This is a genomic window from Sphingobium agrisoli (genome assembly GCF_041877245.1).
Lineage (GTDB): Bacteria > Pseudomonadota > Alphaproteobacteria > Sphingomonadales > Sphingomonadaceae > Sphingobium.
In genome coordinates this window covers 213,526-234,183 of sequence record NZ_JBHDJI010000003.1, presented here as the reverse complement: position 1 = coordinate 234,183, position 20,658 = coordinate 213,526, and the positions used below count along the sequence as shown (strand labels likewise).

Here is a 20,658-nt window from a genome sequence, read left to right as displayed (position 1 = left end):
TACCCGATGCTGATCCCGTCGCGGCTGGCGCTGTCCGTTCTTTCTCTCCTGATCGCAAAGCCGGTCTTTGCGGCGCAAGACATCGCCAAGCCGGTAAAGGCGCCCGACGCGATGGACATGCGGGTCGATCCGACGCCTTCGGCAGCCCGGCTGCTGGGCTGGGTCGCGGCGTCCGGGGATCATGGCGCGCTGCCCTATGCGGTCATAGACAAGGCGGCGGCGCGGCTGTGGCTTTATGACGCCAAGGGCCAGAGGATCGCCGACGCACCGGTGCTGATCGGGATCGCGCCGGGGGACGATGCGACGCCGGGGGTCGGGGCCAAGTCGCTGGCGGAGATCGGCCCGGCGGAAAAGACGACGCCGGCCGGCCGATTCCTGGCGAAGTTCGGGGTTGCGGCCGGGCGAACGCGGGTGCTGTGGGTCGATTATGCGACCTCGGTCGCGCTGCACACCATCCCGCCGGGAACGGCGAGCGAGAAACGTCGCGAGCGGATGCTGTCGCCCGACGTCGCCGACAATCGCATCACCTTCGGCTGCATCAACCTGCCCAAACGCACCTATGCCCAGATCGGGCCGTTGTTCCGCAAGAAGGGCGGTTATGTCTATGTCCTGCCCGACGTGAAGGCGATGGAAGAGGTTTTTCCGCAGCTTCACGCCTATCCCGCGGCGGGTTGAGCGGTCACCCCATGCCGTCGGTGTCGAGCGCGTAGCCGGCCGACCGAACGGTGCGGATGATGTCCTGATAATGGCCGTCGGCGTTGATCGCCTTGCGGAGGCGGCGGATATGGACGTCGACGGTCCGCAGTTCGATGTCGCTGTCCTGCCCCCAGACGCTGTCGAGCAGCCGTTCGCGCGAGAAGACCCAGCCGGGATGCTCCAGAAAATGCTTCAGGAGGCGGAATTCGGTCGGGCCGAGCGGGATGACCTGGCCGCCGCGACGAACCTTGTGCCCGACCGTGTCCATCTCGACATCGGCGAAGGTCAGCGTTTCGCCGGCGAGCGCCGGGCGCACGCGGCGCAGCACCGCGCCGACGCGTGCCACCAGTTCGCGGGGCGAGAAGGGCTTGGTCACATAATCGTCCGCGCCGGTTTCTAGGCCGCGCACGCGGTCCTCTTCCTCGCCACGCGCGGTGAGCATGATGATCGGGATATTGGCGGTGCCGTTCATGCGGCGCAGGCGGCGGCAGACCTCAATCCCCGACAGGCTTTCGACCATCCAGTCGAGCAGCACGATGTCGGGCGTGCTTTCCTGCGCCATCAGCAGCGCTTCTTCGCCGTCGACCGTGTGAGCGACGTCGAAATCCTCGCGCTTGAAATGCCAGATCAGGAGTTCGGCGAGCGCCGCATCATCCTCCACCAGCAGCATCTTCGCCCGTGCCATGCTCAGTCCTCCGGCTGGATGTCGGCGCCGCGCTCGCGTTCCGGCAGGGTCTGGCCGGTGGCGGCGTAATAGACCATTTCCGCGACATTGGTCGCATGGTCGCCGATGCGTTCGATATTCTTGGCGATGAACAGCAAGTGCGCGCATTCGCTGATCGTCTTGGGATTTTCGACCATGAAGGTCACGAGCGTGCGGAAGACGCTGTTATAGAAATCGTCGACCACGGTGTCGCGCTCGACCACCGCGAGCGCCAGTTCGGGGTCGCGCGCGGCGAAGGCGTTGAGCGCATCATGCACCATCTCGCCCGCCACCTGGCCCATCGACGGGAGCAGCGAAATCGGTTCGAGCGTGCGGGTATTGGTGGCGACAAGCGGCACGCGCTTGGCGATGTTCTTCGCATAGTCGCCGATCCGCTCGACCACGTTGACGATCTTGAGCGCGGCGATCACATCGCGCAGATCGTTCGCCATCGGCGCGCGCAGGGCAATGACCTGGATCACCAGTTTCTCGACCTCCGCCTCGATCGCGTCGATCCGCTTGTCGTCGGCTACGACTTCGGCGGCGAGGGCCTGGTCCTGCCGCTGGAGCGCCAGCATCGCATTCTCGATCGCCGCTTCGGCGCGCCCGCCCATTTCGGCGATCAGCCCGCGCAGCCGGTCGATATCCTCGTCAAATGCTTTGATCGTATGTTCTGCCATCATAAGCTCCGTTGCGCGCCGCGCGCGCTGTGCTTCCGCCGTTCGGTTCGAGCCTGTCTAGAACTGGTCTCGATAGGGCTTATCGAACCGAATGGGGTGGGGGTGTCTCAGCCGTAGCGTCCCGTGATGTAATCCTTGGTCCGTTCCGCCTTTGGATTGGTGAAGATGTCGGATGTCACGCCATATTCGACCAGTTCGCCCAGATGGAAGAAGGCGGTGCGTTGCGACACGCGGGCGGCCTGCTGCATATTGTGCGTGACGATGACGATGGCGTAGCGGCCGCGCAGTTCGTGGATCAGTTCCTCGATCCTGGCGGTCGCGATCGGGTCGAGCGCCGAGCAGGGCTCGTCCATCAGGATGACTTCGGGTTCGACCGCGATGGCGCGGCCGATGCAGAGGCGCTGCTGCTGGCCGCCGGAGAGCGCGGTGCCGCTGTCCTGCAAGCGATCCTTGACTTCATCCCACAGACCCGCGCGGCGGAGCGACTTTTCGACGATCACGTCCATGTCGGCCTTGCCGGCGGCGAGGCCGTGGATGCGCGGGCCGTAGGCGATATTCTCGTAGATCGACTTGGGGAAGGGATTGGGCTTCTGGAACACCATGCCGACCCGCGCGCGGAGCTGCACCACGTCCATCGAGGGGGCATAGATATCCTCCCCGTCGAGCGTGATGTCTCCTTCGACCCGCGCCGAGGCGACGGTGTCGTTCATGCGGTTGAGGGTCCGCAGGAAGGTCGATTTGCCGCAGCCCGACGGGCCGATGAAGGCGGTGACATTGTCCATGTCGACGTCGATCGACACACCCTTGATCGCCTGTTTGGGGCCGTAGAAGACCTTGACGTCGCGCGCGGTCATCTTCGGGTTGGCGGGGGCGAGATTTTTCTGTTCTTCGGTCATGGCGATTACCACCGTTTCTCGAATTTGTTGCGGAGGTAGATGGCGAGGCCGTTCATCGCGAGCAGGAAGAGCAGCAGGACGATGATGGCGGCGGAGGTCTTTTCGACGAAGCCTTTGGAGACTTCGTCGGACCAGAGGAAGATCTGCACCGGCAGGACGGTGGCGGGGTCAGTGACGCCGCCGGGCGGCGTGGCGATGAAGGCGCGCATCCCGATCATCAGCAGCGGCGCGGTCTCGCCCAATGCGCGCGCCATGCCGATGATCGTGCCGGTGAGGATGCCGGGGAGGGCGAGGGGTAGGACATGCTGGAACACGACCTGCACCGGCGACGCGCCGATGCCGAGCGCGGCGTCGCGGATGCTGGGCGGCACCGACTTGATCGCGTTGCGGCCGGCGATGACGATGACCGGCATGGTCATGAGCGCCAGCGTCATGCCGCCGACCAGCGCGGCGGAGCGCGGCAGATGCAGGAAATTGAGGAAGATCGAGAGGCCGAGCAGGCCGAAGATGATCGAGGGCACCGCCGCCAGATTGTTGATCGACACCTCGATGATGTCGGTCCACCAGGTCTTGGGCGCATATTCCTCCAGATAGAGGGCAGTGGCGACGCCGATCGGAAAGCTGAGCAGCAGAGTCACCAACATCGTCAGCAACGAACCCTTGAACGCGCCCCAGATGCCGACCTGGACCGGATCGGTGCCGTCGCTGGAGCCAAGGAAGTTCCAGTTGAAGCCGGTATGGACTATGCCTTGGCTGCGAAGCCGGTCGTAGCTGGCTTCAAATTCCGGTGATCCGTCGCTCTTTGCAGCCAGGTCGAGCCCCGTGGAAGCGGGCACGCGGATCGTTTCGGTGCGTGAGAGGATCGTCGGGTCGGCCTTGATCGCGTCGCGCAGGCTGAGCCAGGCAGTCGGCGCGAGCAGGGTGTCGGCATCTTTGCCCAGCGACTTCTCCGCAATCTCGGCCGTGACTACCGGAAGGTTGGCGTTAACCAGCGCCATATCGGTGATGGCGGAGGGATTGAGCGGCAGGCGTGTCGCAGGAAAATCGACCTTGAGCGCGATTTCCGTACGGGTGAAGCCGCGCAGGCCGTTGCCCATCATGGTTGCGAGAAGGAAGGTCAGGAACGCGGCCGAGAGCAGCACGGCGAGGAAACCGGCCAGCTTGAAGCGGCGCTCGGCGGCGTAGCGGCGCGCGATGCGGCGCCGCATCGCGTCCGACTTCCAGTCGGTGGGGAGGCGTTCGGGCACGCTCATTCGTAAGCCTCACGGTATTTCTTCACGACCCGCAGGGCCACGATGTTGAGCAGCAGGGTGACGACGAACAGGACGAGGCCGAGCGCGAAGGCGGCGAGCGTCTTGGCGCTGTCAAATTCCTGGTCGCCGGTGAGCAGCTGTACGATCTGCGTCGTCACTGTCGTCACGCTGGCGAAGGGGTTGAGGGTCAGGTTGGCGGCGAGGCCGGCGGCCATGACGACGATCATCGTTTCGCCGATGGCGCGGCTGACCGCGAGCAGAACGCCGCCCACGACGCCGGGGAGAGCCGCCGGAATGAGGACGCGGCTGATCGTTTCGCTGGTTGTCGCGCCCATGGCGAGGCTGCCGTCGCGCATCGATTGCGGCACGGCGGCGATGCTGTCGTCGGCCATAGAGGAGACGAAGGGGATGATCATCACCCCCATGACGAGACCGGCGGCGAGCGCGCTTTCGGAGGAAGCGCCGCTGATGCCGATCGCCACGGCGAAGTCGCGCAGCGCGGGGGCAACCGTCAGCGCGGCGAAATAGCCATAGACGACCGTCGGTACACCGGCGAGCACCTCCAGCATCGGCTTCATCCATTTGCGGATGGTGGGGCTGGCATATTGCGTCAGATAGACAGCGCTCATGAGGCCGAGCGGAATGGCGACGATCATGGCGATGATGGCGCCGATGAAGATGGTGCCCCAGAAGAGCGGCACCGCGCCGAACGCATCATCATTGCCATAGCCCATGGCGGCCGACTGCGGGCTCCATTTAAGGCCGAAGAGGAAGTCGATGGGGTTCACCATCGAGAAGAAGCGGAAGCTTTCCCACAATAGGGACGCGACAATGCCGAGAGTCGTCACGATCGCGAGCAGCGAGGCGACGAGCAGCGTCGCCATCACCAGCCGTTCGACCCTGGTGCGGGCGCGGAAGTCCGGCCGGATGCGGGTGAAGGCGTAAGCGCCGCCAGCAAAGGCAAGGATCAGCGCCAGCGCGCCGCCCGCGAGGCCATAGGTGCCGAGCGCCTGCCGATAGGGTTCGACCAGCGGCTCGCTCGCCGGATTGAAGGCGGCGGCCTGAGCGCCCGATGCGATGGCGCGCGCTTCGCCCAATATCGCGGCGCGGGCGAAGCGGTCGGCGGGAAGGCTCTGCGCGGCCGGCTGCGTCAGCACGGACTGCGTAACGAGGCCGGGCGAGACATTGGCCCAGACGGCGAGAAAGAGTCCCGCCGGAATCAGCGTCCAGAGCGCGACGTACCAGCCATGATAGCCCGGCAGGCTGTGGACGGCGTCCCGCCGCCCGGTGTCGCGCGCAACCGCCTGAAGCCGCAGCGCGCGAGCGCGGGCGGTGACCCAGGCGATCGCGCCGAGGCCTGCCAACAGCAGAAGTATAGCGGGTCCGGTCATGGGGCCTTTCGCTTATTTGAGGTCGGCGCCGTCGAGGACGGCGAGCGATTTCACGGTATCGGCGCTTTTGCGGCGCACATCGTCCGGCGCGGCGACCATGCCGCGTCGGGTGAGCACGCCGCCCGGCCCCCAGTTCGCCGCGAAGCTGTCGAGGAACAGCTTGAGACCGGGAATGGCCTGCATATGCGCCTTCTTCACATAGATGTAGAGCGGACGCGCGCCGGGATATTGGCCGGTGGAAACGGTTTCATAGGTCGCCTGGATGCCGTTGATCGGCACGTCGTTCAAACTGTCCTTATTCTCTTCGAGAAAGCTGAAGCCGAACACGCCGACCGCGTTGGGATTGGCGTTCAGCTTCTGGACGATCAGATTGTCATTCTCGCCCGAATCGACATATTTGCCGTCTTCGCGGACGCGGGTGCAGGTCGCCTTGTACCGATCCTCGTCTTGTTCCTTGAGCGCCTTCATCGCCGGGTCGCTCTGGCAGCCCTTCTCCAGGATCAGTTCGGCGAGCGAATCGCGGGTGCCGCTGGTCGAGGGCGGGCCAAAGACCGAGATGGGGATGGCGGGAAGGCTGGGGTCCACGTCCCTCCAGCTCTGCGTCTTGTTCGGTCCCCTGCCATAGGGATTGGCGGCCAGCGCCTCGTAAACGATCTTGGGCGTGAGTTTGAGGCCGGGGCCCTTGTTCGATTCGGCGAAGGCGAGGCCGTCAACGCCGACCTGGATTTCGACGATCTGCTTGACGCCATTGGCGGCGCACTGCTCATACTCGGCCTTCTTCATCCGGCGCGAGGCGTTGGCGACATCGGGAAATTGCGCGCCGACGCCGGTGCAGAACAGCTTGATGCCGCCGCCCGTGCCCGTCGCTTCGATGATGGGGGACTTCATGCCCGGATTGCCCTGGACGAAGAGTTCGGCGGCTGCGGTGGCGAAGGGATAGACGGTGGAGGAACCCACGGCGCGGATCTGATCGCGCGTGCTGGCGCTGCCGGCCTCGTCGGTGCACCCGGCAAGGCCGAGCACGCTCACGGTCGTCGCGGCGAGCAGGGCGAACGTCTTCACGGGAAACCTCCATCATGCGGCCGCGAGTCGCTCTGATCGCTGCCCCCCCTGGAAGGGCGGCCTAGTCGCGGACCATCGCGCCTTTGTGACGGATAGATTGCAGTTTCATGACACGGCGTCCGAAAGCGTCGACGGGCGCTTCTTCTCGTCCTGCCGGCCCTGGCTTTCCTCGACGGGGGGAGGCAGGAGGATAGTGATGGTCGTGCCTTTGCCGAGCGTGCTGGCGATGTCGAGCCGGCCGCGGTGCCGCTCGACGATATGCTTGACGATGGCAAGGCCGAGGCCGGTGCCGCCGACCGCACGGCTGCGGCCCGAATCGACGCGGTAGAAGCGTTCGGTGAGCCGGGGAAGATGATCGGGGCCGATGCCCTCGCCTTCATCCGCGACGATGAGGCGGGTCATGCCGCTCGGCCCTTCGGTCAGCGACACGCGGATGGGGGTGCCGGGGCGGCCATATTTGATCGAGTTGCCGATGAGATTGTGGAGCAGCTGCGACAATTGCGCGCGGTCGCCCTGAACCGGCGCGAGTTGCGGCGCGATCTCCATTTCCACGTCGCGGCCGCGATCGCCATGGCTGGAGCGGATGACGCCGACGACCTCGGCGGTGAGTTCGGACATGTCCACGCTGGCGTCGGGCAGGCGATAGCGTTCCGATTCGATGCGCGAGAGGGAGATGAGGTCGTCGATCAGGCGCTGCATCCGGCGCGCTTCCCGTTCCATGATGGCGAGGAAGCGTTCGCGGGTTTCGACATCCTTGCCCATTTCCGGGTCGGCCAGCGTTTCGATGAAGCCCAATATGCCCGCGAGCGGCGTGCGCAGTTCGTGGCTGGCGTTGGCGACGAAATCGACCCGCATCTTTTCGGCGGCATGGGGGCCGCTATGGTCTGCAAGGTGCACGAGGCGGCGCATGTCGGCGACCGCGCCCACCGGGGCGATCCGCATCTGCCAGCGCTGGTCGCGCGCGCCCAGGCCCACCAGCTCGATCATGACCGGGTCGGCGAGCGGGGCGGGGCTGGCCAGCCGTTCGGCGGCGGCGGGGTGCCGGATGGCGATGCGCGCGTCCTCGCCCTCGATATGGCTGCCGAGCAGCCGCTGGGCGGCGCGATTGGCGTGGCGGATGCGGCCGCGCTCGACCAGCATCAGCGGGTCCGATATCCCTTCGAGCAGACTGGCGAAGTCGGGGTGGCCGATAAGGTCGAGGGCGTCGGGCAGAACCAGTGCTGGTTCGGCGGCGGGCGGCGGGTCGGCGTCGCCCGCGCAGATGAGCAGGATGGCGAGCCCCACCAGCGTCAGCAGCGCCAGCGGCAGCAGCGGGGAGCCCAGGATCAGAGCGCCGCCCGCCCCCAGCAGCAGGGTGGCGAGCGATGCCGTGATCTGCGAAATGGTCAGTCGATTCATGGTTACCGCGCTGGATTTGTCGCGCATTTGCTGCGATGTCTGTTTCCAATAGCGGCCAATCATGACGCTTTGGCAAGCGCAAGCAACGGACAAGAACGAGATGAGCGAGGCGACGCCCGATCCGCAGAGCCAGGAGACCGGAGCCGATAAGGCCGGATTGCCTGCGCCCTCGCGCCGCCAGCTGCTGATGGGCGGGGCGGTGGCGGCATCGGCGATCGTGTCGATCCGGCCGGCGCTGGCGAACACGGTGGCATCGGTGCTGAACTGCACCATTCCCGTGCCTGATCAGGGGCGGGCGGGCAGCGCGATCGCACCCAACGGACAGGTGGTGCCGGCAGGCACGCCGGGCGCGTTTCCGGGGACCGGGCGCAGCTTCACCGGCGAGCAGGTGAAGCAGGCGATGCGCGGGCGGCCGTTGCCGGGCACCAGCTACGAGCAGAACCAGGCCTATCTGAACTATATCCGCCGGTTGCAGCGGGGAACGAGCGGTTTCACCTGCTACGCCTCGCTCCAGATGCCGCGCTGATCCGCCTTTTTCCGGGCGTGGCGGCGGGCGCGTTGTACAGCGATCTGTACAGTTGTTTGGCGTAATGGCAGGGGCCACGGGTGGAGACAGGCTATCGCCGGGATGAGGGGGACAAGGTCATAGCCTGCCCGCTCGATGACATGGTATTATTATACCATAGGACATCCGGCCAGACGCATATGGTCATCAGCCCCGTGCCCGAGATATTGGACCGGATGGCCGACGGCGCGGCGGTGGACGCGGAAGCGATGCATGACCGGCTGGCGCGCGACTTCGACCTGGGCGAACGGGATGCGGCGATTGCGGAGATCGGGGCGCATCTGGACGCGCTGGTGGCGCTGGGGCTGGTCAGGCCGGCATGAAGCACAGCATCACGCTGCGGATCGGGCCGGCGACCTTTCGCATCGGGTCGGCCTGGGGCAAGCCGATCGATGAACTGGCGCGGCTTTATGCCGGCTATCCCGACGTCGGCGGCGCGATCGCCGATTTCACCGTGCGGTTGCAGCCGACGAGCCTGCTGCGGCGGTGGGTGCGGCCCTCCATCTTTATCACCGGCGATCATGGTCTGGCCGACGCCGCGCCGATGAGCCTGGCGCACGGGCTGCTGGCGGCGGAAATGGGGATGAACCTCCAGATGGCGCTGGGGTGGCGGCGGCACCTGCTGCTCCATGCGTCGAGCGCCGAGAAGGACGGGCGGGTGCTGGTGATGACCGGCGAATCCGGGTCGGGCAAGTCGACGCTGGCGGCATTGCTGGGCGAGCGGGGCTGGCGGCTGATGGGGGACGAGTTCGCGCTGCTCGACATGGCGACGGGCGCGATCCTGCCCTTTCCCCGCCTCGTCAGCCTGAAGAACCGGGCGATCGACGTGGTGGCGGCTGAGGTCGGCGAGGGCCGGATGGGACCGCTGCTGCGCGCGACGGCGAAGGGCGACATTCGCCATATGGCGCCGCGCGGCGAGGCGGTGGCGCGGATGGACGAGGGAGGGCAGCCGGCGCTGCTTCTCTTCCCGCGTTTCGGCCATGATGCCGATGTGCGGGACGTGGGACAGGGCGAGATTTTCATGCGGCTGACGCAGGCTTCCACCAATTATGTGGCGCTCGGCGAACCGGCCTTTGCCGCGCTCACCCGCTTCGTGCGGCAAGTGCCGGCGCGGGCGATCGACTTTCCGAGCGGCGAGGCGGCGATCGCGATGGTCGAGCGGCTGTGGAGCGAGGTGGCGTGAGCGCGGCGCTGCTGGTGCGCGCCTTGCGCGATCCGGGGTCGGTCGCGGGACTGGATGCTGCGGGGTGGAACGGCCTGATTGCGGCGGCGCGGGCCGAGCGGCTGATCGGGACGCTCGCTTGCCGGCTGTCCGGGATGGCGGTGCCGGATGCGGCGGGGCCGATCCTGGACGATGCGCGGCGCGAGGCGGCGACCGAGGCGCGGCAGGCGCTGTGGGAAGCGGACCGGGCGGCGTTGGCGCTGCGGGAGTTGGGCGTGCGGGTCGTGCTGCTGAAAGGCACGGCCTATGTCGCGGCGGGACTGAAGGCGGGCGAGGGGCGGTTCATCGGCGACCTCGACATATTGGTGCCGCGCGACGCGATGCCGGCGGTCGAGCGCGCGCTGATGGCGGCGGGATGGGAGTGGGTCAAGGAAGACGCCTATGACGCCGCCTATTACCGCACTTGGATGCACGAACTGCCGCCGATGATCCATGTCGAGCGCGACCGGATGATCGACGTGCATCACACGATCCTGCCGTTGACGGCGCGGCCGAAACCCGATGCGGCGGCGATGCTGGCGGAGGCCGTCCCCGTGGCCGACGGGTTATGGGTGCTGTCGCCCGAGGATCGGGTCGTTCATGCAGCAGCGCATATGCTGGCCGACGGGGACTTGCAGGGCGGCCTGAGGAACCTGTGGGACATATACTGCCTGTTGCCGGATGGGGACCCGGCGCGGCTGGCGGCGCGGGCCCGGCTGCACGGGCTGGGGCCGCATGTGGCGCAGGCAGGGAGGCTGGCGGCGGCGCTCTATGGCGAGGGGGCGACGCTGGGCCTGTGGGACCGGATCGTTCGGGCGCGATTACTGGCGCGCGACGGGTGGGGGCGCGAGACGCGCAAGGCGCTGGCGTTCGCTTTCTATATTCGATCGCACCTGCTGCGGATGCCGCCGATGATGCTGGCGCGGCATTTGTGGACCAAGTGGCGCAAGGGGCATCGACCCTAGGCGCGGCCCAGCATCGCCTCGATCGCGAGGCCGCCCATCTCGGCGACGGCGCGCAGACGGTCGGGCGGGGTGCCGGCGCGGGCGTCGGCGGAGAGGCCGGACATCAGCATCACCATATAATCGGCGACGAGGTCGGCCTTGTCCGGGTGATGGAGCGCGATGAAATCGGCGAGTTGCCGGTGGGCGGCGGCCTTGCGATTCTGCGCGCAACGGGCCGCGTCCGCATCCACGCCGCGCGCGCCCTCCAGCACCATGCAGCCGACCGTGACGGGATCGCCGGTATAGAGGCGCGCGGCTTCGCGCAGCAGCGCCTGGAGCGCTTTGGTGGTGTCGGCTTCCGGGATCAGCAGCCCGTCGACCGGGAGGGCGGACTGGCCGTAGCGGGCGAGCACTTCGTCATAGAGCGCGGCTTTGCTGCCGAAGGCGGCGTAGAGGCTGGGCGGGTTTATGCCCATGGCCTCGGCCAGCGCGGCGACGCCGACGCCTTCATAGCCATGGGCGTGAAACAGCGCCTGCGCTGACGCCAGCGCCGCGTCGCGGTCGAAAGCGCGGGGGCGGCCGCGCTTTCTTATTTTTTCTGTATCGATCACTAAGTAAATCCTTGAACGGCGGGGGCTGTTATTTATATAGCGATCGGTACAGAAATTCTCAAGGATGACCATCATGACCGACCTGACCAACAAAAGTGCGCTCATCATCGGCGGAAGCCGTGGCATCGGTGCGGCGATCGTGCGCCGATTCGCGAAGGACGGAGCGCGCGTGACCTTCACCTACTCTGGATCGCATGACGCGGCGCAGGCGGTAGCGGCGGAGACGGGTGCGAGCGCCGTGAAGTCCGACGCGGCCGATCGCGCCCAGGTGATCGGGGTCGTGGCCGAGCAGGGGCCGCTCGACATATTGGTCGTCAATGCCGGCGTCGCGATGATCGGCGATCCGCTGAGCTTCGATCCCGACGCGGTGGACCGGATGATCGACATCAACGTCCGCGCGCCGTACCATGCGGCGGTCGAAGCGGCGCGGCAAATGCCGGACGGCGGGCGGATCATCGTGATCGGATCGATCAATGGCGATCGCACCGGCTTTGCCGGGGCTGCGGCCTACTCACTCACAAAATCGGCCTTGCAGGGGATGGCGCGCGGCCTGGCCCGTGATTTCGGCGAGCGCGGGATTACCGTCAACATCGTTCAGCCCGGCCCGGTCGATACCGACATGAACCCGGCGGACGGCGGGATCGCGGAGGTCGTCAAGCCATTCCTGGCGATCAAGCGCTATGGCAAGGCGGAGGAGATTGCCGGTCTGGTCGCCTATCTGGCCGGGCCGGAGGCGTCCTATGTCACTGGCGCGATGCACACGATCGACGGCGGCTTTGGGGCGTGAGAGCTCTATCAGGACAGATGTAGCGCGTGGTTCCCCGGCGCAGGCCGGGGACCAAGGGCGAAGCTCAGGCAACGCGCGCCGTGGATGGCAGGGACCGACGGGCCGCGGTCCCCTTGCCCGTCAGTGCCGCAGCTTGGTCTGAGCGGCGGCGAGGCGGCGCATCATGCGAAGGTCGCGATCCGAAAGCGCAAGCGCGGTGTCGGTCCAGGTTTCGACGATGTCGATCAATTCTTCCAGCGTCATCGGGTTGACCCGGCGGCCCGCGCGGTTGATGCCCACATAGCCGGCATGATGCGGCATATGATCGCGAATCCAGGCGGCCGTCGCCGCTTCGCCTTCGCCGGTATCGACCACTTGCGTGACGACGCCCATGTCGCACATCTCCTCAGCGGTGTAGATGCGCCCGTCGGTGATCATCCGGCGGGCCTGAACCGGGCCGACCTTGCGCGAGAGGATCGAATAGGCGCCCATGCCGGGGAAGAGGCCGAACAGCACTTCGGGCAGTCCGAAGCGGGCCTGCCGCTCGGCAATGATGACGTCGAAGCACATCAGCGCTTCGAGCCCGCCGCCCAGCGCGTCACCCTGCGCCAGGCCGATGTTGATGATGTTCATGTCGTTGCAATGCCAGATGCGATCGACGATCTCGCAGCAGGCGATGCCATATTTGAGCAGCGTATCACGGTCGCGGCGCTGGATGCATTCGGCGAACATTTCAAGGTCGCCGCCCAGGTTGAACACGCCGGGGAAGCGCGAGCCCAGCACCATATATTTGAGCAGCCCGCCTTTTTCCCCGAACACGCGGCGGCTCTCGCGCTGCCAGGCCATGGTGTCGCGGATCAGGCCGAGGTTGGAATTGGGGCGGTCATGCGGAGTCATGAAGGCCCAGAGGGTCGACAGGTCGGCGTCCCAGCGCACGTCGATCTGTCCCAGATCGAACAGGGTGGACTGGCGAAAGGCGGCGGCAAGCGGCGTTTCCGCAGCGGCAAGCGGCGGCCGGTCGCCCAATTCGACCAGATGCTCGACCGATGCCTGCTCCACATCATCTCGGTCGGGATGAAACCGTCCAGAATCAATCATATGCGTCCCCGTTTCTTGTGTGGCGAAACCACAACAAGCGCGGGTGGCAGGATGCAACCAATCGAAACATGATTGACAGGCCATTAACCATTTTTGGTGATGACTGTTGCATCGCAGCAGCCATAAAGCAGGTCAAATTGCGGGGATGTTGCGCAAAAGTCACAAAAACACATGTTTGACATATGTAAGATTCGCCGTGCAGGCCTTTGTTAACCTTTATTAATTATGAGCGGGGCATGACCCAAGTGCGCCGTCCTTCTCCTCCGGTAACTCTGGCCCTGCACGATTCGCAGGGCGAGCCATGGCCGTTGCGGCTGTCAGCCGATTGCCTGCGCTTCATCGGTCCCTATCGCCGGGTCGAGGGCTTCCATATCGACGCCATGGCCCTGTTCGACGGCGTGCGCCGGGCGGGCTGAGCCACATCCTTGAATGCGGCGGCGCGGGCCGGTAGAGGGCCGCGATGATCAGACCACGTTTTTCCTTCTCCATCAGCGCCACCGACGGCAAGGCGCGCACCGGCACGATACGGATGCGCCGGGGCGACATTCGCACGCCGGCCTTCATGCCGGTCGGAACGGCCGCGACGGTCAAGGCGATGCGCCCGGCCGAAGTGCGCGCGGCGGGCGCCGACATCATCCTGGGCAATACCTATCATCTGATGCTGCGCCCCGGCGCCGAGCGGGTCGCACGGCTGGGCGGGCTGCATGGCTTCATGGGGTGGGACCGGCCGATCCTGACCGACAGCGGCGGATATCAGGTGATGAGCCTGTCCGCCCTCACCAAGATGAGCGAGGAGGGCGTCGCCTTTTCGAGCCATATCGACGGGTCGAAGCATATGCTGACGCCCGAGCGGTCGATGGAGATCCAGCGGCTGCTGGACAGCGACATCGTCATGGCATTCGACGAATGCACCAAAAATGGCTGCACACATGACGAGGCCGGGCGGTCGATGGAGCGATCGATGCGCTGGGCCAGGCGGTCGCGCGACGGGTTCGATGCGGGCGGCGACCATGCGCAGCGGGCGGCGTTGTTCGGCATCCAGCAGGGATCGCTGGACGAAGGGCTGCGGCGGGTGTCGGCGGAGAAGCTGATCGAGATCGGCTTCGACGGTTATGCCGTGGGCGGGCTGGCGGTGGGCGAGGGGCAGGAGGCGATGTTCGCCACGCTCGATTTCGCGCCGGACATGCTGCCGGCCGACCGGCCCCGCTACCTGATGGGCGTGGGCAAGCCTGACGACATCGTCGGCGCGGTCGAGCGCGGCATCGACATGTTCGATTGCGTGCTGCCGACCCGGTCCGGGCGGAACGGGCAGGCATTCACCTGGGCGGGGCCGCTCAACATCCGCAACGCGAAGTTCAACGAGGATCAGGGGCCGATCGATCCGCGATGCGGATGCCCGGTATGCGCGACGTGGAGCCGCGCCTATCTGCATCATCTGGTCAAGGCGGGCGAGATGCTGGGGGCGATGCTGATGACCCAGCATAATATCCATTTCTATCAGGAACTGATGCAGGCGATCCGCGAGAATATCGCTGCCGGGCGATTTGCCGCCTTCGCCGCGGCGTTCCGACAGGATTATCGGCGGGTTTAGGAAGTGACGGTGATGGCGATGGCGTACCGCCCGCTTTCGCCATCATAGTCGAGCGGGGCGCGGAGCTGGCGCGAGAGGCCGGTCAGGACGCGGCCGTAGCGTTCGGATAGAAGCTGGGTCTTTTCGTCCGATTCCTGAAGCCCCGCCGATTGCATCGCCAGGATAGCGCGATCGTCTCGCTCCATATCCTGCTGCACGCTGATCCGCATATTGCCGCCGGGCGAGAGGATCATCGCCAGTTCGACCAGTTCGGTGACCAGGAAAGCGACGGGCACGGCGACATCCTGGCTGATGTGCAGATTGTCGCTTTCGATCTGGATGGCGAAGCGTCGGGCGTGGGAAGGCGCGGTGCCGCGCAGGCTGGCGGACAGTTCGCTGACGAGGGCGCGCACGCCGACGCCGCGATTTTCCTCCAGCTCGGCGAAATGGTTGCGGTGGACGACGGAGAGCGCGTCGACCCGGCGCTGGATCGAGGCATAGGCTTCGATCGCCTCCAGATCGTGCGCGCCGCGCGCATGGAGGCTGATGAGGCTGGCGATGATCTGGAGGTTGTTCTTGACGCGGTGATGAACCTCCCGGGTGAGCTTGCGCTGGGTTTCGAGGCTTTCCGCCATCTCCGCCTCGTGCGTCGCCACGTCCTGACTGATTTCGCGGAACGTGTCGCCCAATGCGATGATCTCCTGCGCCGGCGTGCGGACGCGCTGCATCGGTTCGAGCACTTCGCCAGGCTCATAGGCGGCAACCACCCGTCGCAGGATGACCAGCGGGCGGATGAGCAGCCGGTTGACCACGAACCAGCCGACCGCCGCCGCCGCGAACCACATTACCAGCGGCAGGAAGAGCGAGAGCATCCGTGCGAGCGTGGCGGGCGGGTCGCGGATCGTCATGGTCAGCACGATGTCGGGCGGATCGAGCCGGGCAGAAAGGCTGACGCCGTGTCCGTCGCGCATCGGACCGGGGCGGCTGATGACCAGGCGGCGAGCGCCCTGGCTCAGCACCAGTTGGCGGTTCTGGAGCGCGGTTGCCGGATCGGCGATGCTTTCGAGATGGTCGCGGTCATAATAAGTGAGCGCGACCAGGCGGCCATTGCCGCTGCGGACCCGCGTGACCAAAAATTGCTCCGCGGGCAGAAGCAGCGCGGGCGACCAATCGAAACGGCGATCCGGCGCGATACCGCGCGGCTCGGGTTGCGGCGACCCGCACAGGCGCCGCCCGCCCCTGTCATAGATATAAAAGCGCGCATCGTCATTCTGGGCAGTCAGAAAGAATTGCAGCCTCTGGCACATGGCGCCATCCGCCCGATTGTTGGCGATGGCATTGATGGTCAGTTGCAGCGCGGTCCGGTCGGCCTGAAGGTCGGACGTCAGTTTCCTCGCGCTCTGCGTCGCCGCCACGCGGAGCAGAGCCTCCTTTTCGAGATCGGCGCTGCGGATCGCCTGCAGGGACGCGACGAGCGCGATCAGCCCCAGAGGCAGCAGCGCGAGCGTCAGGATGAGGAACATCTTGACGCCGGTGGACTGGAAGAAACGCAGCAGCGATCCCGGCTCGGAGCGGGCTGCCGGAGGAAGGCTGCCCCCGTTCATGACCGGCTCAGTCCAGCTTGCTCAGAAGGTCCAGCATTTCGGAGGGAATATCCTCGTCAACCGCGCGCTGATAGACGGTCTTGAGCGCCTGCGACACATGGCCGCCTTCCTTGGTGGGGGCGCGCTTTTTCCGGGGAGATAGGGCCTTGGCCTTCGGCTCCGACGCCGCGACGCCGGCTTCGCTACCGTCACCGCCCGCGTCCCGCTCCCTGATTGAAGAAACCAAAATCAGCCCCTCTGTGACAATCTCTATAAACGCGGCCGCCCGCTGTGCGACATAAACCGGTCAGGTCAATTTGACGTTACCCATCCCGGATAGGCGCGGCATCGCAAAAAAACCATATGGAAGCGAAACAAATCGTTCCTTCGTTGGTTCCGGCATCTCAAGCATTTTTTGCGCTGCCCGTGAGCGGGCGGCGATGAGGGGGACGGGGGGCTTGCCATGGCTGCATTCACATTCCATCCTTGCCGTCGCCGTCCATGCTGCGGGACGAGGACGCCCGACATGGGCAGGGAGACGATTTGACGATGTCGCTTGGACAGCAACTGCACCCCCATCTGCCCTTTCTGCGCCGCTATGCCCGCGCCCTGACCGGGAGCCAGGCGCATGGCGACGCCTATGTGCGCGCGACGCTGGAAGCGATCGTGGCGGCGCCCGAGGAATTTCCGGCCGATGTCGACCCGCGCCTCGGCCTTTACAAGACGTTCCACGCGATCTGGTCGTCGTCGCATCTTGAGGATGTGCCGGTGTCGTTGGGTGGCAGCCGTGAGGCGATCGCGCAAGCGCGGTTGGCCCGGCTGACCCCGCTGCCGCGTCAGGCGCTGCTGCTGACGGCGCTGGAAGGCTTCACCGTCGACGACGTGTCCTACCTGATAGACATGGACACCAATGAAGTCGAGGCGCTGGTCGAGGAGGCGCTGAGCGAGATCGAGGCGCAGACCCGCGCCAAGGTGCTGATCATCGAGGACGAGCCGATCATCGCGATGGACATCGAGACGATCGTCCGTGATCTGGGCCATGACGTCACCGCCATCGCGGTCACCGCCGAGGACGCCGTGCGCGAGGCGATGGCGGATCGGCCCGGCCTGGTGCTGGCCGACATCCAGCTGGCCGACGACAGCAGCGGCATCGATGCGGTCAAGGATATCCTTGCCGAGTTTTCGGTGCCGGTGATTTTCATCACCGCCTTCCCCGAACGCCTGCTGACCGGCGAGCGGCCCGAGCCGACCTTCCTTATCACCAAGCCGTTTCAGCGATCCACGGTCAAGGCCGCGATTTCGCAGGCCTTGTTCTTTGACGAGGCGACAGCGCCGGCTTGAGGCGGCCGTCAAGATAATCGGGAACCGCCCTTTGCCCGCCGCGTTAATGATGCGTAACGATCGGGAGAAGGGCGATGGCCGAACAGGAACAGCATGTCTCCACCGAGGAGGCGCGCGCGGGGTCAACGCCGCATATCGTGCGCTACGTTCTTGGCGTATCGCTGGCGCTGGCGGTCATCGCCATGCTGCTGCTGGTCGTCTGGCGCTAAGTCGCCGGACGAGCAGGGCTTTCAATTCTATACTATATGGTTCAGGGTGCGGGCGCTTATATGGCTTTGACAACGTCGGTTCATGCAGCGAGAGCGACGATCGGCGCAGGGAATGCTGCGATGGATGACGACGTAACCGAAATCAGCCCGTTCGAGGAGCGGGCGCAACTGTCCGATTCGGACTTCAAGCGCGAGCTTGCTGCGGTGATCCCGCATCTGCGCGCCTTCGGGCGCTCGCTGTCGGGTAATCGCGACCTGGCCGACGATCTGGTGCAGGAGACGTTGCTGAAGGCTTGGGCCGCGCGCGCCCGGTTTCAGGCGGGCACCAATATGCGCGCCTGGACCTTCATCATTTTGCGGAACCATTATCTGTCGCAGATGCGCCGCTCGCGCTTTCGCGGCGACTGGGACGATCTGACCGCCGACCGTATCCTCGCCGCGCCGGCAGGGCAGGACAAGCATGTGGAACTGAGCGACATGCAGCGCGCGCTCCTGCAACTCCCGCAGCCGCAAAGGGAGGCTCTCATCCTGGTGGGGGCGGGCGGCTTCGCCTACGAGGAAGCCGCCGAGATTTGCGGCGTCGCGGTCGGCACGATCAAGAGCCGGGTGGCGCGCGGGCGCGCTGCGTTGGAGCAGATCATGGAGAATGGCGACCTGCCGTCCCGCCGGACGCAGGAAACGACGGAAACCGCCGTGCTCGACGAGATCATGGAAGATGTCGACCGCCTGAGCCGCGGCCGGAGCATCGGTACAGCGGGCGCATCCGACGAACAATGACGACCGGCGCCGCGCGCGGTCGCCGGCTGCTGATTGCGGGGGCCGGGAGACGCATCATGACCGACGACCCCGTGCGACGGGACACCGACGCCGCGGACCCTGTGGACAGGGACAGTGGTGGCAGCGGAGTGGTGTTCGCGATTGTGGCGATCGCGTTGATCCTGGCGATCATCTTCTTTTATCTGACGAGCGACACGCGCGATGATCGCCGATCCGAGGCGGTGACCAAGGCGGCCGGCACATTGGACGACGCGGCAAGGCACGTCGGCGATGCGGCCAGGGAGGCCGCCGACGGGCTGCGCGACAAGGGCGACAAGAACCGGGTCCGCCTGAATCTGTTCCGCGCCGACTGACCGCGGATCGTCGCAGTCGCGTCGCATCGGCCGATTGTTCAGCATTTCTTTGCCATTTTCCGGCAGGGTGGCCCCATGTCGGATAATCTTACACCCGCCTGTAAGCTGATGCCCGGCATGGAAGGGCGCGCCAGCACGGCCGCTCGCGGGACTTGGCGACGATGATCAGGCTGTTCAAACATTATGTGCCCCATGCGGTGCTGCTGCTGGGGTTGCTTGATTTCGTGCTGTTGCTGGGGGCGGCCGAGACCGGATGGGTGCTGCGCGCAAACCAGATCGGCATGGATATCGAGCATGTCACGACCCGGATCGGCCCGCTTCTGAGCTTTGCGTTCGCGGTTCAGACCGCCATGATCGCGGTCGGCGTCTATGGCACCGAATCGCTTCAGTCGCTGCGCTTTGCGTTCGCCCGCCTCATCGTCGCCATATCGCTGGGCGTCATATTTCTGTCGGTGCTCTATTTCCTGCTGCCGGGCATGACCCTGTGGCGATCCAATTCGCTCTATGCGATGGGGCTGGCGCTGGCATTGCTGGTCATGGTGCGGCTGTTGTTGGGGTCGATGCTGGGCGGCGAGGCGTTCAAGCGGCGGCTGGTGGTGCTGGGCGCGGGCAATCGCGCCAACCGGATCAAGCAGTTGGAGGAGCGGCGCGGGTCCGGCTTTCTGGTCGTCGGCTATATCGCGATGAACGACGGGCCGCAGGTGATCCCGGAGGCGATCAACCGCGACGCGATCTTCAACCTGTCCGACTTCGTGGTCCGCCTGAACGCGAGCGAAGTGGTGCTGGCGCTGGAGGAACGGCGAAACGCGATTCCCATGGCCGATCTGCTCCGCATCAAGACCACGGGCGTCCATGTGAACGACCTTTCGACCTTTCTGGAGCGCGAGACGGGGCGGGTCGATCTCGCCAGCGTCAATCCCAGCTGGCTGATCTTTTCGGACGGCTTTTCCGCCGGCCGCCGCCTGTCGAGCATCGCCAAGCGGCTGTTCGACATCATCGCCAGTTCGATCCTGCTGCTGCTGACCGGGCCGGTCATCCTGATCGCGGCGATCCTGGTGAAGATGGACAGCAAGGGGCCGGCCTTCTACCGCCAGCAGCGCGTCGGCCTCTTCGGCCAGGAATTCTGGATCGTGAAGCTGCGAACCATGCGGCAGGATGCCGAGGTCGCGACCGGCGCGGTATGGGCGGAAAAGGACGATCCGCGCATCACGCGGCTCGGCTACTGGCTCCGCAAGCTGCGGATCGACGAACTGCCGCAGACCTGGACGGTGCTGAAGGGCGAGATGAGCTTCGTCGGTCCGCGTCCGGAGCGCCGGCAGTTCGTCGAGGATCTGGAGCAGCATCTGCGTTACTATGCCGAGCGGCACATGGTGAAGCCGGGCATCACCGGATGGGCGCAGATCAACTATCCCTATGGCGCGTCGATCGAGGACAGCCGGCACAAGCTGGAATATGATCTCTACTATGCCAAGAATTACACGCCCTTCCTGGACCTGCTGATCCTGATCCAGACGGTGCGGGTCATCCTCTGGCCCGACGGCGCGCGCTGAGGAGCGGCGGC

General features: G+C 65.8%; 24 protein-coding genes. 13 read left to right on the top strand and 11 right to left on the bottom strand.

Features of this window, described 5'->3' with window-relative positions; translation table 11 throughout:
* Positions 1-6: 6 nt before the first annotated feature.
* Positions 7-675 (top strand): hypothetical protein, encoded by a 669-nt coding sequence (locus ACETPF_RS07645; protein ID WP_373933824.1) that lies wholly within the window; start codon positions 7-9, stop codon positions 673-675.
* 4 nt (positions 676-679) lie between these two features.
* On the opposite strand, the gene phoB is transcribed toward ACETPF_RS07645, so the two are convergent.
* The 7 genes from phoB to ACETPF_RS07610 all read right to left on the bottom strand — a co-directional run bounded on the left by phoB (position 680) and on the right by ACETPF_RS07610 (position 8,079).
* Positions 680-1,381: a phosphate regulon transcriptional regulator PhoB gene (phoB, locus tag ACETPF_RS07640; RefSeq protein WP_373933823.1), complete on the bottom strand. Its 702-nt coding sequence runs from the start codon at positions 1,379-1,381 to the stop codon at positions 680-682.
* A gap of 2 nt (positions 1,382-1,383) precedes the next feature.
* A complete protein-coding gene (phoU, locus tag ACETPF_RS07635) occupies positions 1,384-2,079 on the bottom strand; it encodes a phosphate signaling complex protein PhoU (RefSeq protein ID WP_373933821.1) in 696 nt (231 codons plus the stop codon).
* 107 nt (positions 2,080-2,186) lie between these two features.
* Positions 2,187-2,975 carry a phosphate ABC transporter ATP-binding protein PstB gene (gene pstB / locus ACETPF_RS07630; protein ID WP_373933820.1) on the bottom strand — a complete coding sequence of 263 codons (789 nt, stop codon included), beginning with the start codon at positions 2,973-2,975 and terminating at the stop codon, positions 2,187-2,189.
* A gap of 5 nt (positions 2,976-2,980) precedes the next feature.
* Positions 2,981-4,228, bottom strand: coding sequence for a phosphate ABC transporter permease PstA (pstA, locus tag ACETPF_RS07625; protein ID WP_373933818.1), 1,248 nt, complete (start codon positions 4,226-4,228; stop codon positions 2,981-2,983).
* Positions 4,225-5,619 (bottom strand): phosphate ABC transporter permease subunit PstC, encoded by a 1,395-nt coding sequence (gene pstC / locus ACETPF_RS07620; RefSeq protein WP_373933816.1) that lies wholly within the window; start codon positions 5,617-5,619, stop codon positions 4,225-4,227. The genes pstA and pstC overlap by 4 nt, the downstream gene beginning before the upstream one ends.
* A 12-nt stretch (positions 5,620-5,631) precedes the next feature.
* Positions 5,632-6,681, bottom strand: coding sequence for a substrate-binding domain-containing protein (locus ACETPF_RS07615; protein ID WP_373933814.1), 1,050 nt, complete (start codon positions 6,679-6,681; stop codon positions 5,632-5,634).
* Between the two features lie 105 nt (positions 6,682-6,786).
* Positions 6,787-8,079, bottom strand: a complete 1,293-nt coding sequence (locus ACETPF_RS07610; protein WP_373933813.1) for an ATP-binding protein — start codon at positions 8,077-8,079, stop codon at positions 6,787-6,789.
* A gap of 100 nt (positions 8,080-8,179) precedes the next feature.
* On the opposite strand from ACETPF_RS07610, the gene ACETPF_RS07605 reads away from it, so the two are divergent.
* The 4 genes from ACETPF_RS07605 to ACETPF_RS07590 all read left to right on the top strand — a co-directional run bounded on the left by ACETPF_RS07605 (position 8,180) and on the right by ACETPF_RS07590 (position 10,810).
* Positions 8,180-8,605, top strand: coding sequence for a hypothetical protein (locus tag ACETPF_RS07605; protein WP_373933971.1), 426 nt, complete (start codon positions 8,180-8,182; stop codon positions 8,603-8,605).
* A gap of 179 nt (positions 8,606-8,784) precedes the next feature.
* The gene (locus ACETPF_RS07600) at positions 8,785-8,967 is read left to right on the top strand and encodes an HPr-rel-A system PqqD family peptide chaperone (RefSeq protein ID WP_373933811.1); all 183 of its coding nucleotides are present in this window, start codon (positions 8,785-8,787) and stop codon (positions 8,965-8,967) included.
* Positions 8,964-9,827, top strand: coding sequence for an HprK-related kinase A (locus ACETPF_RS07595; protein ID WP_373933810.1), 864 nt, complete (start codon positions 8,964-8,966; stop codon positions 9,825-9,827). The genes ACETPF_RS07600 and ACETPF_RS07595 overlap by 4 nt, the downstream gene beginning before the upstream one ends.
* A complete protein-coding gene (locus ACETPF_RS07590; RefSeq protein WP_373933809.1) occupies positions 9,824-10,810 on the top strand; it encodes a nucleotidyltransferase domain-containing protein in 987 nt (328 codons plus the stop codon). The genes ACETPF_RS07595 and ACETPF_RS07590 overlap by 4 nt, the downstream gene beginning before the upstream one ends.
* On the opposite strand, the gene ACETPF_RS07585 is transcribed toward ACETPF_RS07590, so the two are convergent.
* Positions 10,807-11,400 (bottom strand): TetR/AcrR family transcriptional regulator, encoded by a 594-nt coding sequence (locus tag ACETPF_RS07585; RefSeq protein ID WP_373933807.1) that lies wholly within the window; start codon positions 11,398-11,400, stop codon positions 10,807-10,809. The two genes, ACETPF_RS07590 and ACETPF_RS07585, sit on opposite strands and share 4 nt — an antisense overlap.
* Before the next feature lie 73 nt (positions 11,401-11,473).
* Between ACETPF_RS07585 and bdcA the strand changes: the two genes are divergently transcribed.
* Positions 11,474-12,187, top strand: coding sequence for an SDR family oxidoreductase (gene bdcA, locus ACETPF_RS07580; protein WP_373933805.1), 714 nt, complete (start codon positions 11,474-11,476; stop codon positions 12,185-12,187).
* A gap of 120 nt (positions 12,188-12,307) precedes the next feature.
* On the opposite strand, the gene ACETPF_RS07575 is transcribed toward bdcA, so the two are convergent.
* Positions 12,308-13,264 (bottom strand): crotonase/enoyl-CoA hydratase family protein, encoded by a 957-nt coding sequence (locus ACETPF_RS07575; protein WP_373933803.1) that lies wholly within the window; start codon positions 13,262-13,264, stop codon positions 12,308-12,310.
* A gap of 236 nt (positions 13,265-13,500) precedes the next feature.
* On the opposite strand from ACETPF_RS07575, the gene ACETPF_RS07570 reads away from it, so the two are divergent.
* Both ACETPF_RS07570 and tgt read left to right on the top strand, forming a co-directional pair.
* The gene (locus ACETPF_RS07570; RefSeq protein ID WP_373933801.1) at positions 13,501-13,680 is read left to right on the top strand and encodes a hypothetical protein; all 180 of its coding nucleotides are present in this window, start codon (positions 13,501-13,503) and stop codon (positions 13,678-13,680) included.
* Positions 13,681-13,724: 44 nt separating this feature from the next.
* Positions 13,725-14,855: a tRNA guanosine(34) transglycosylase Tgt gene (gene tgt, locus ACETPF_RS07565; protein WP_373933799.1), complete on the top strand. Its 1,131-nt coding sequence runs from the start codon at positions 13,725-13,727 to the stop codon at positions 14,853-14,855.
* On the opposite strand, the gene ACETPF_RS07560 is transcribed toward tgt, so the two are convergent.
* Both ACETPF_RS07560 and ACETPF_RS07555 read right to left on the bottom strand, forming a co-directional pair.
* Positions 14,852-16,357 carry a sensor histidine kinase gene (locus ACETPF_RS07560; protein WP_373933970.1) on the bottom strand — a complete coding sequence of 502 codons (1,506 nt, stop codon included), beginning with the start codon at positions 16,355-16,357 and terminating at the stop codon, positions 14,852-14,854. The two genes, tgt and ACETPF_RS07560, sit on opposite strands and share 4 nt — an antisense overlap.
* 88 nt (positions 16,358-16,445) lie before the next feature.
* Complete coding sequence (locus ACETPF_RS07555) at positions 16,446-16,664, bottom strand: NepR family anti-sigma factor (RefSeq protein ID WP_373933798.1); 219 nt, start codon at positions 16,662-16,664, stop codon at positions 16,446-16,448.
* A gap of 302 nt (positions 16,665-16,966) precedes the next feature.
* On the opposite strand from ACETPF_RS07555, the gene ACETPF_RS07550 reads away from it, so the two are divergent.
* The 5 genes from ACETPF_RS07550 (at position 16,967) to ACETPF_RS07530 (ending at position 20,647) form a co-directional block, all read left to right on the top strand.
* A complete protein-coding gene (locus ACETPF_RS07550; protein WP_373933796.1) occupies positions 16,967-17,758 on the top strand; it encodes a response regulator in 792 nt (263 codons plus the stop codon).
* A 74-nt stretch (positions 17,759-17,832) separates the two neighbouring features.
* On the top strand, positions 17,833-17,967 hold the full coding sequence (locus tag ACETPF_RS07545) for a hypothetical protein (RefSeq protein WP_373933794.1): 135 nt from the start codon (positions 17,833-17,835) through the stop codon (positions 17,965-17,967).
* A gap of 120 nt (positions 17,968-18,087) precedes the next feature.
* Entirely contained in the window at positions 18,088-18,744 is a 657-nt protein-coding gene (locus ACETPF_RS07540; RefSeq protein ID WP_373933792.1) for a sigma-70 family RNA polymerase sigma factor, read from the top strand.
* Positions 18,745-18,800: 56 nt separating this feature from the next.
* Complete coding sequence (locus tag ACETPF_RS07535; protein ID WP_373933791.1) at positions 18,801-19,097, top strand: hypothetical protein; 297 nt, start codon at positions 18,801-18,803, stop codon at positions 19,095-19,097.
* A 161-nt stretch (positions 19,098-19,258) separates the two neighbouring features.
* Positions 19,259-20,647 carry a TIGR03013 family XrtA/PEP-CTERM system glycosyltransferase gene (locus ACETPF_RS07530; RefSeq protein WP_373933969.1) on the top strand — a complete coding sequence of 463 codons (1,389 nt, stop codon included), beginning with the start codon at positions 19,259-19,261 and terminating at the stop codon, positions 20,645-20,647.
* Positions 20,648-20,658: the final 11 nt, after the last annotated feature.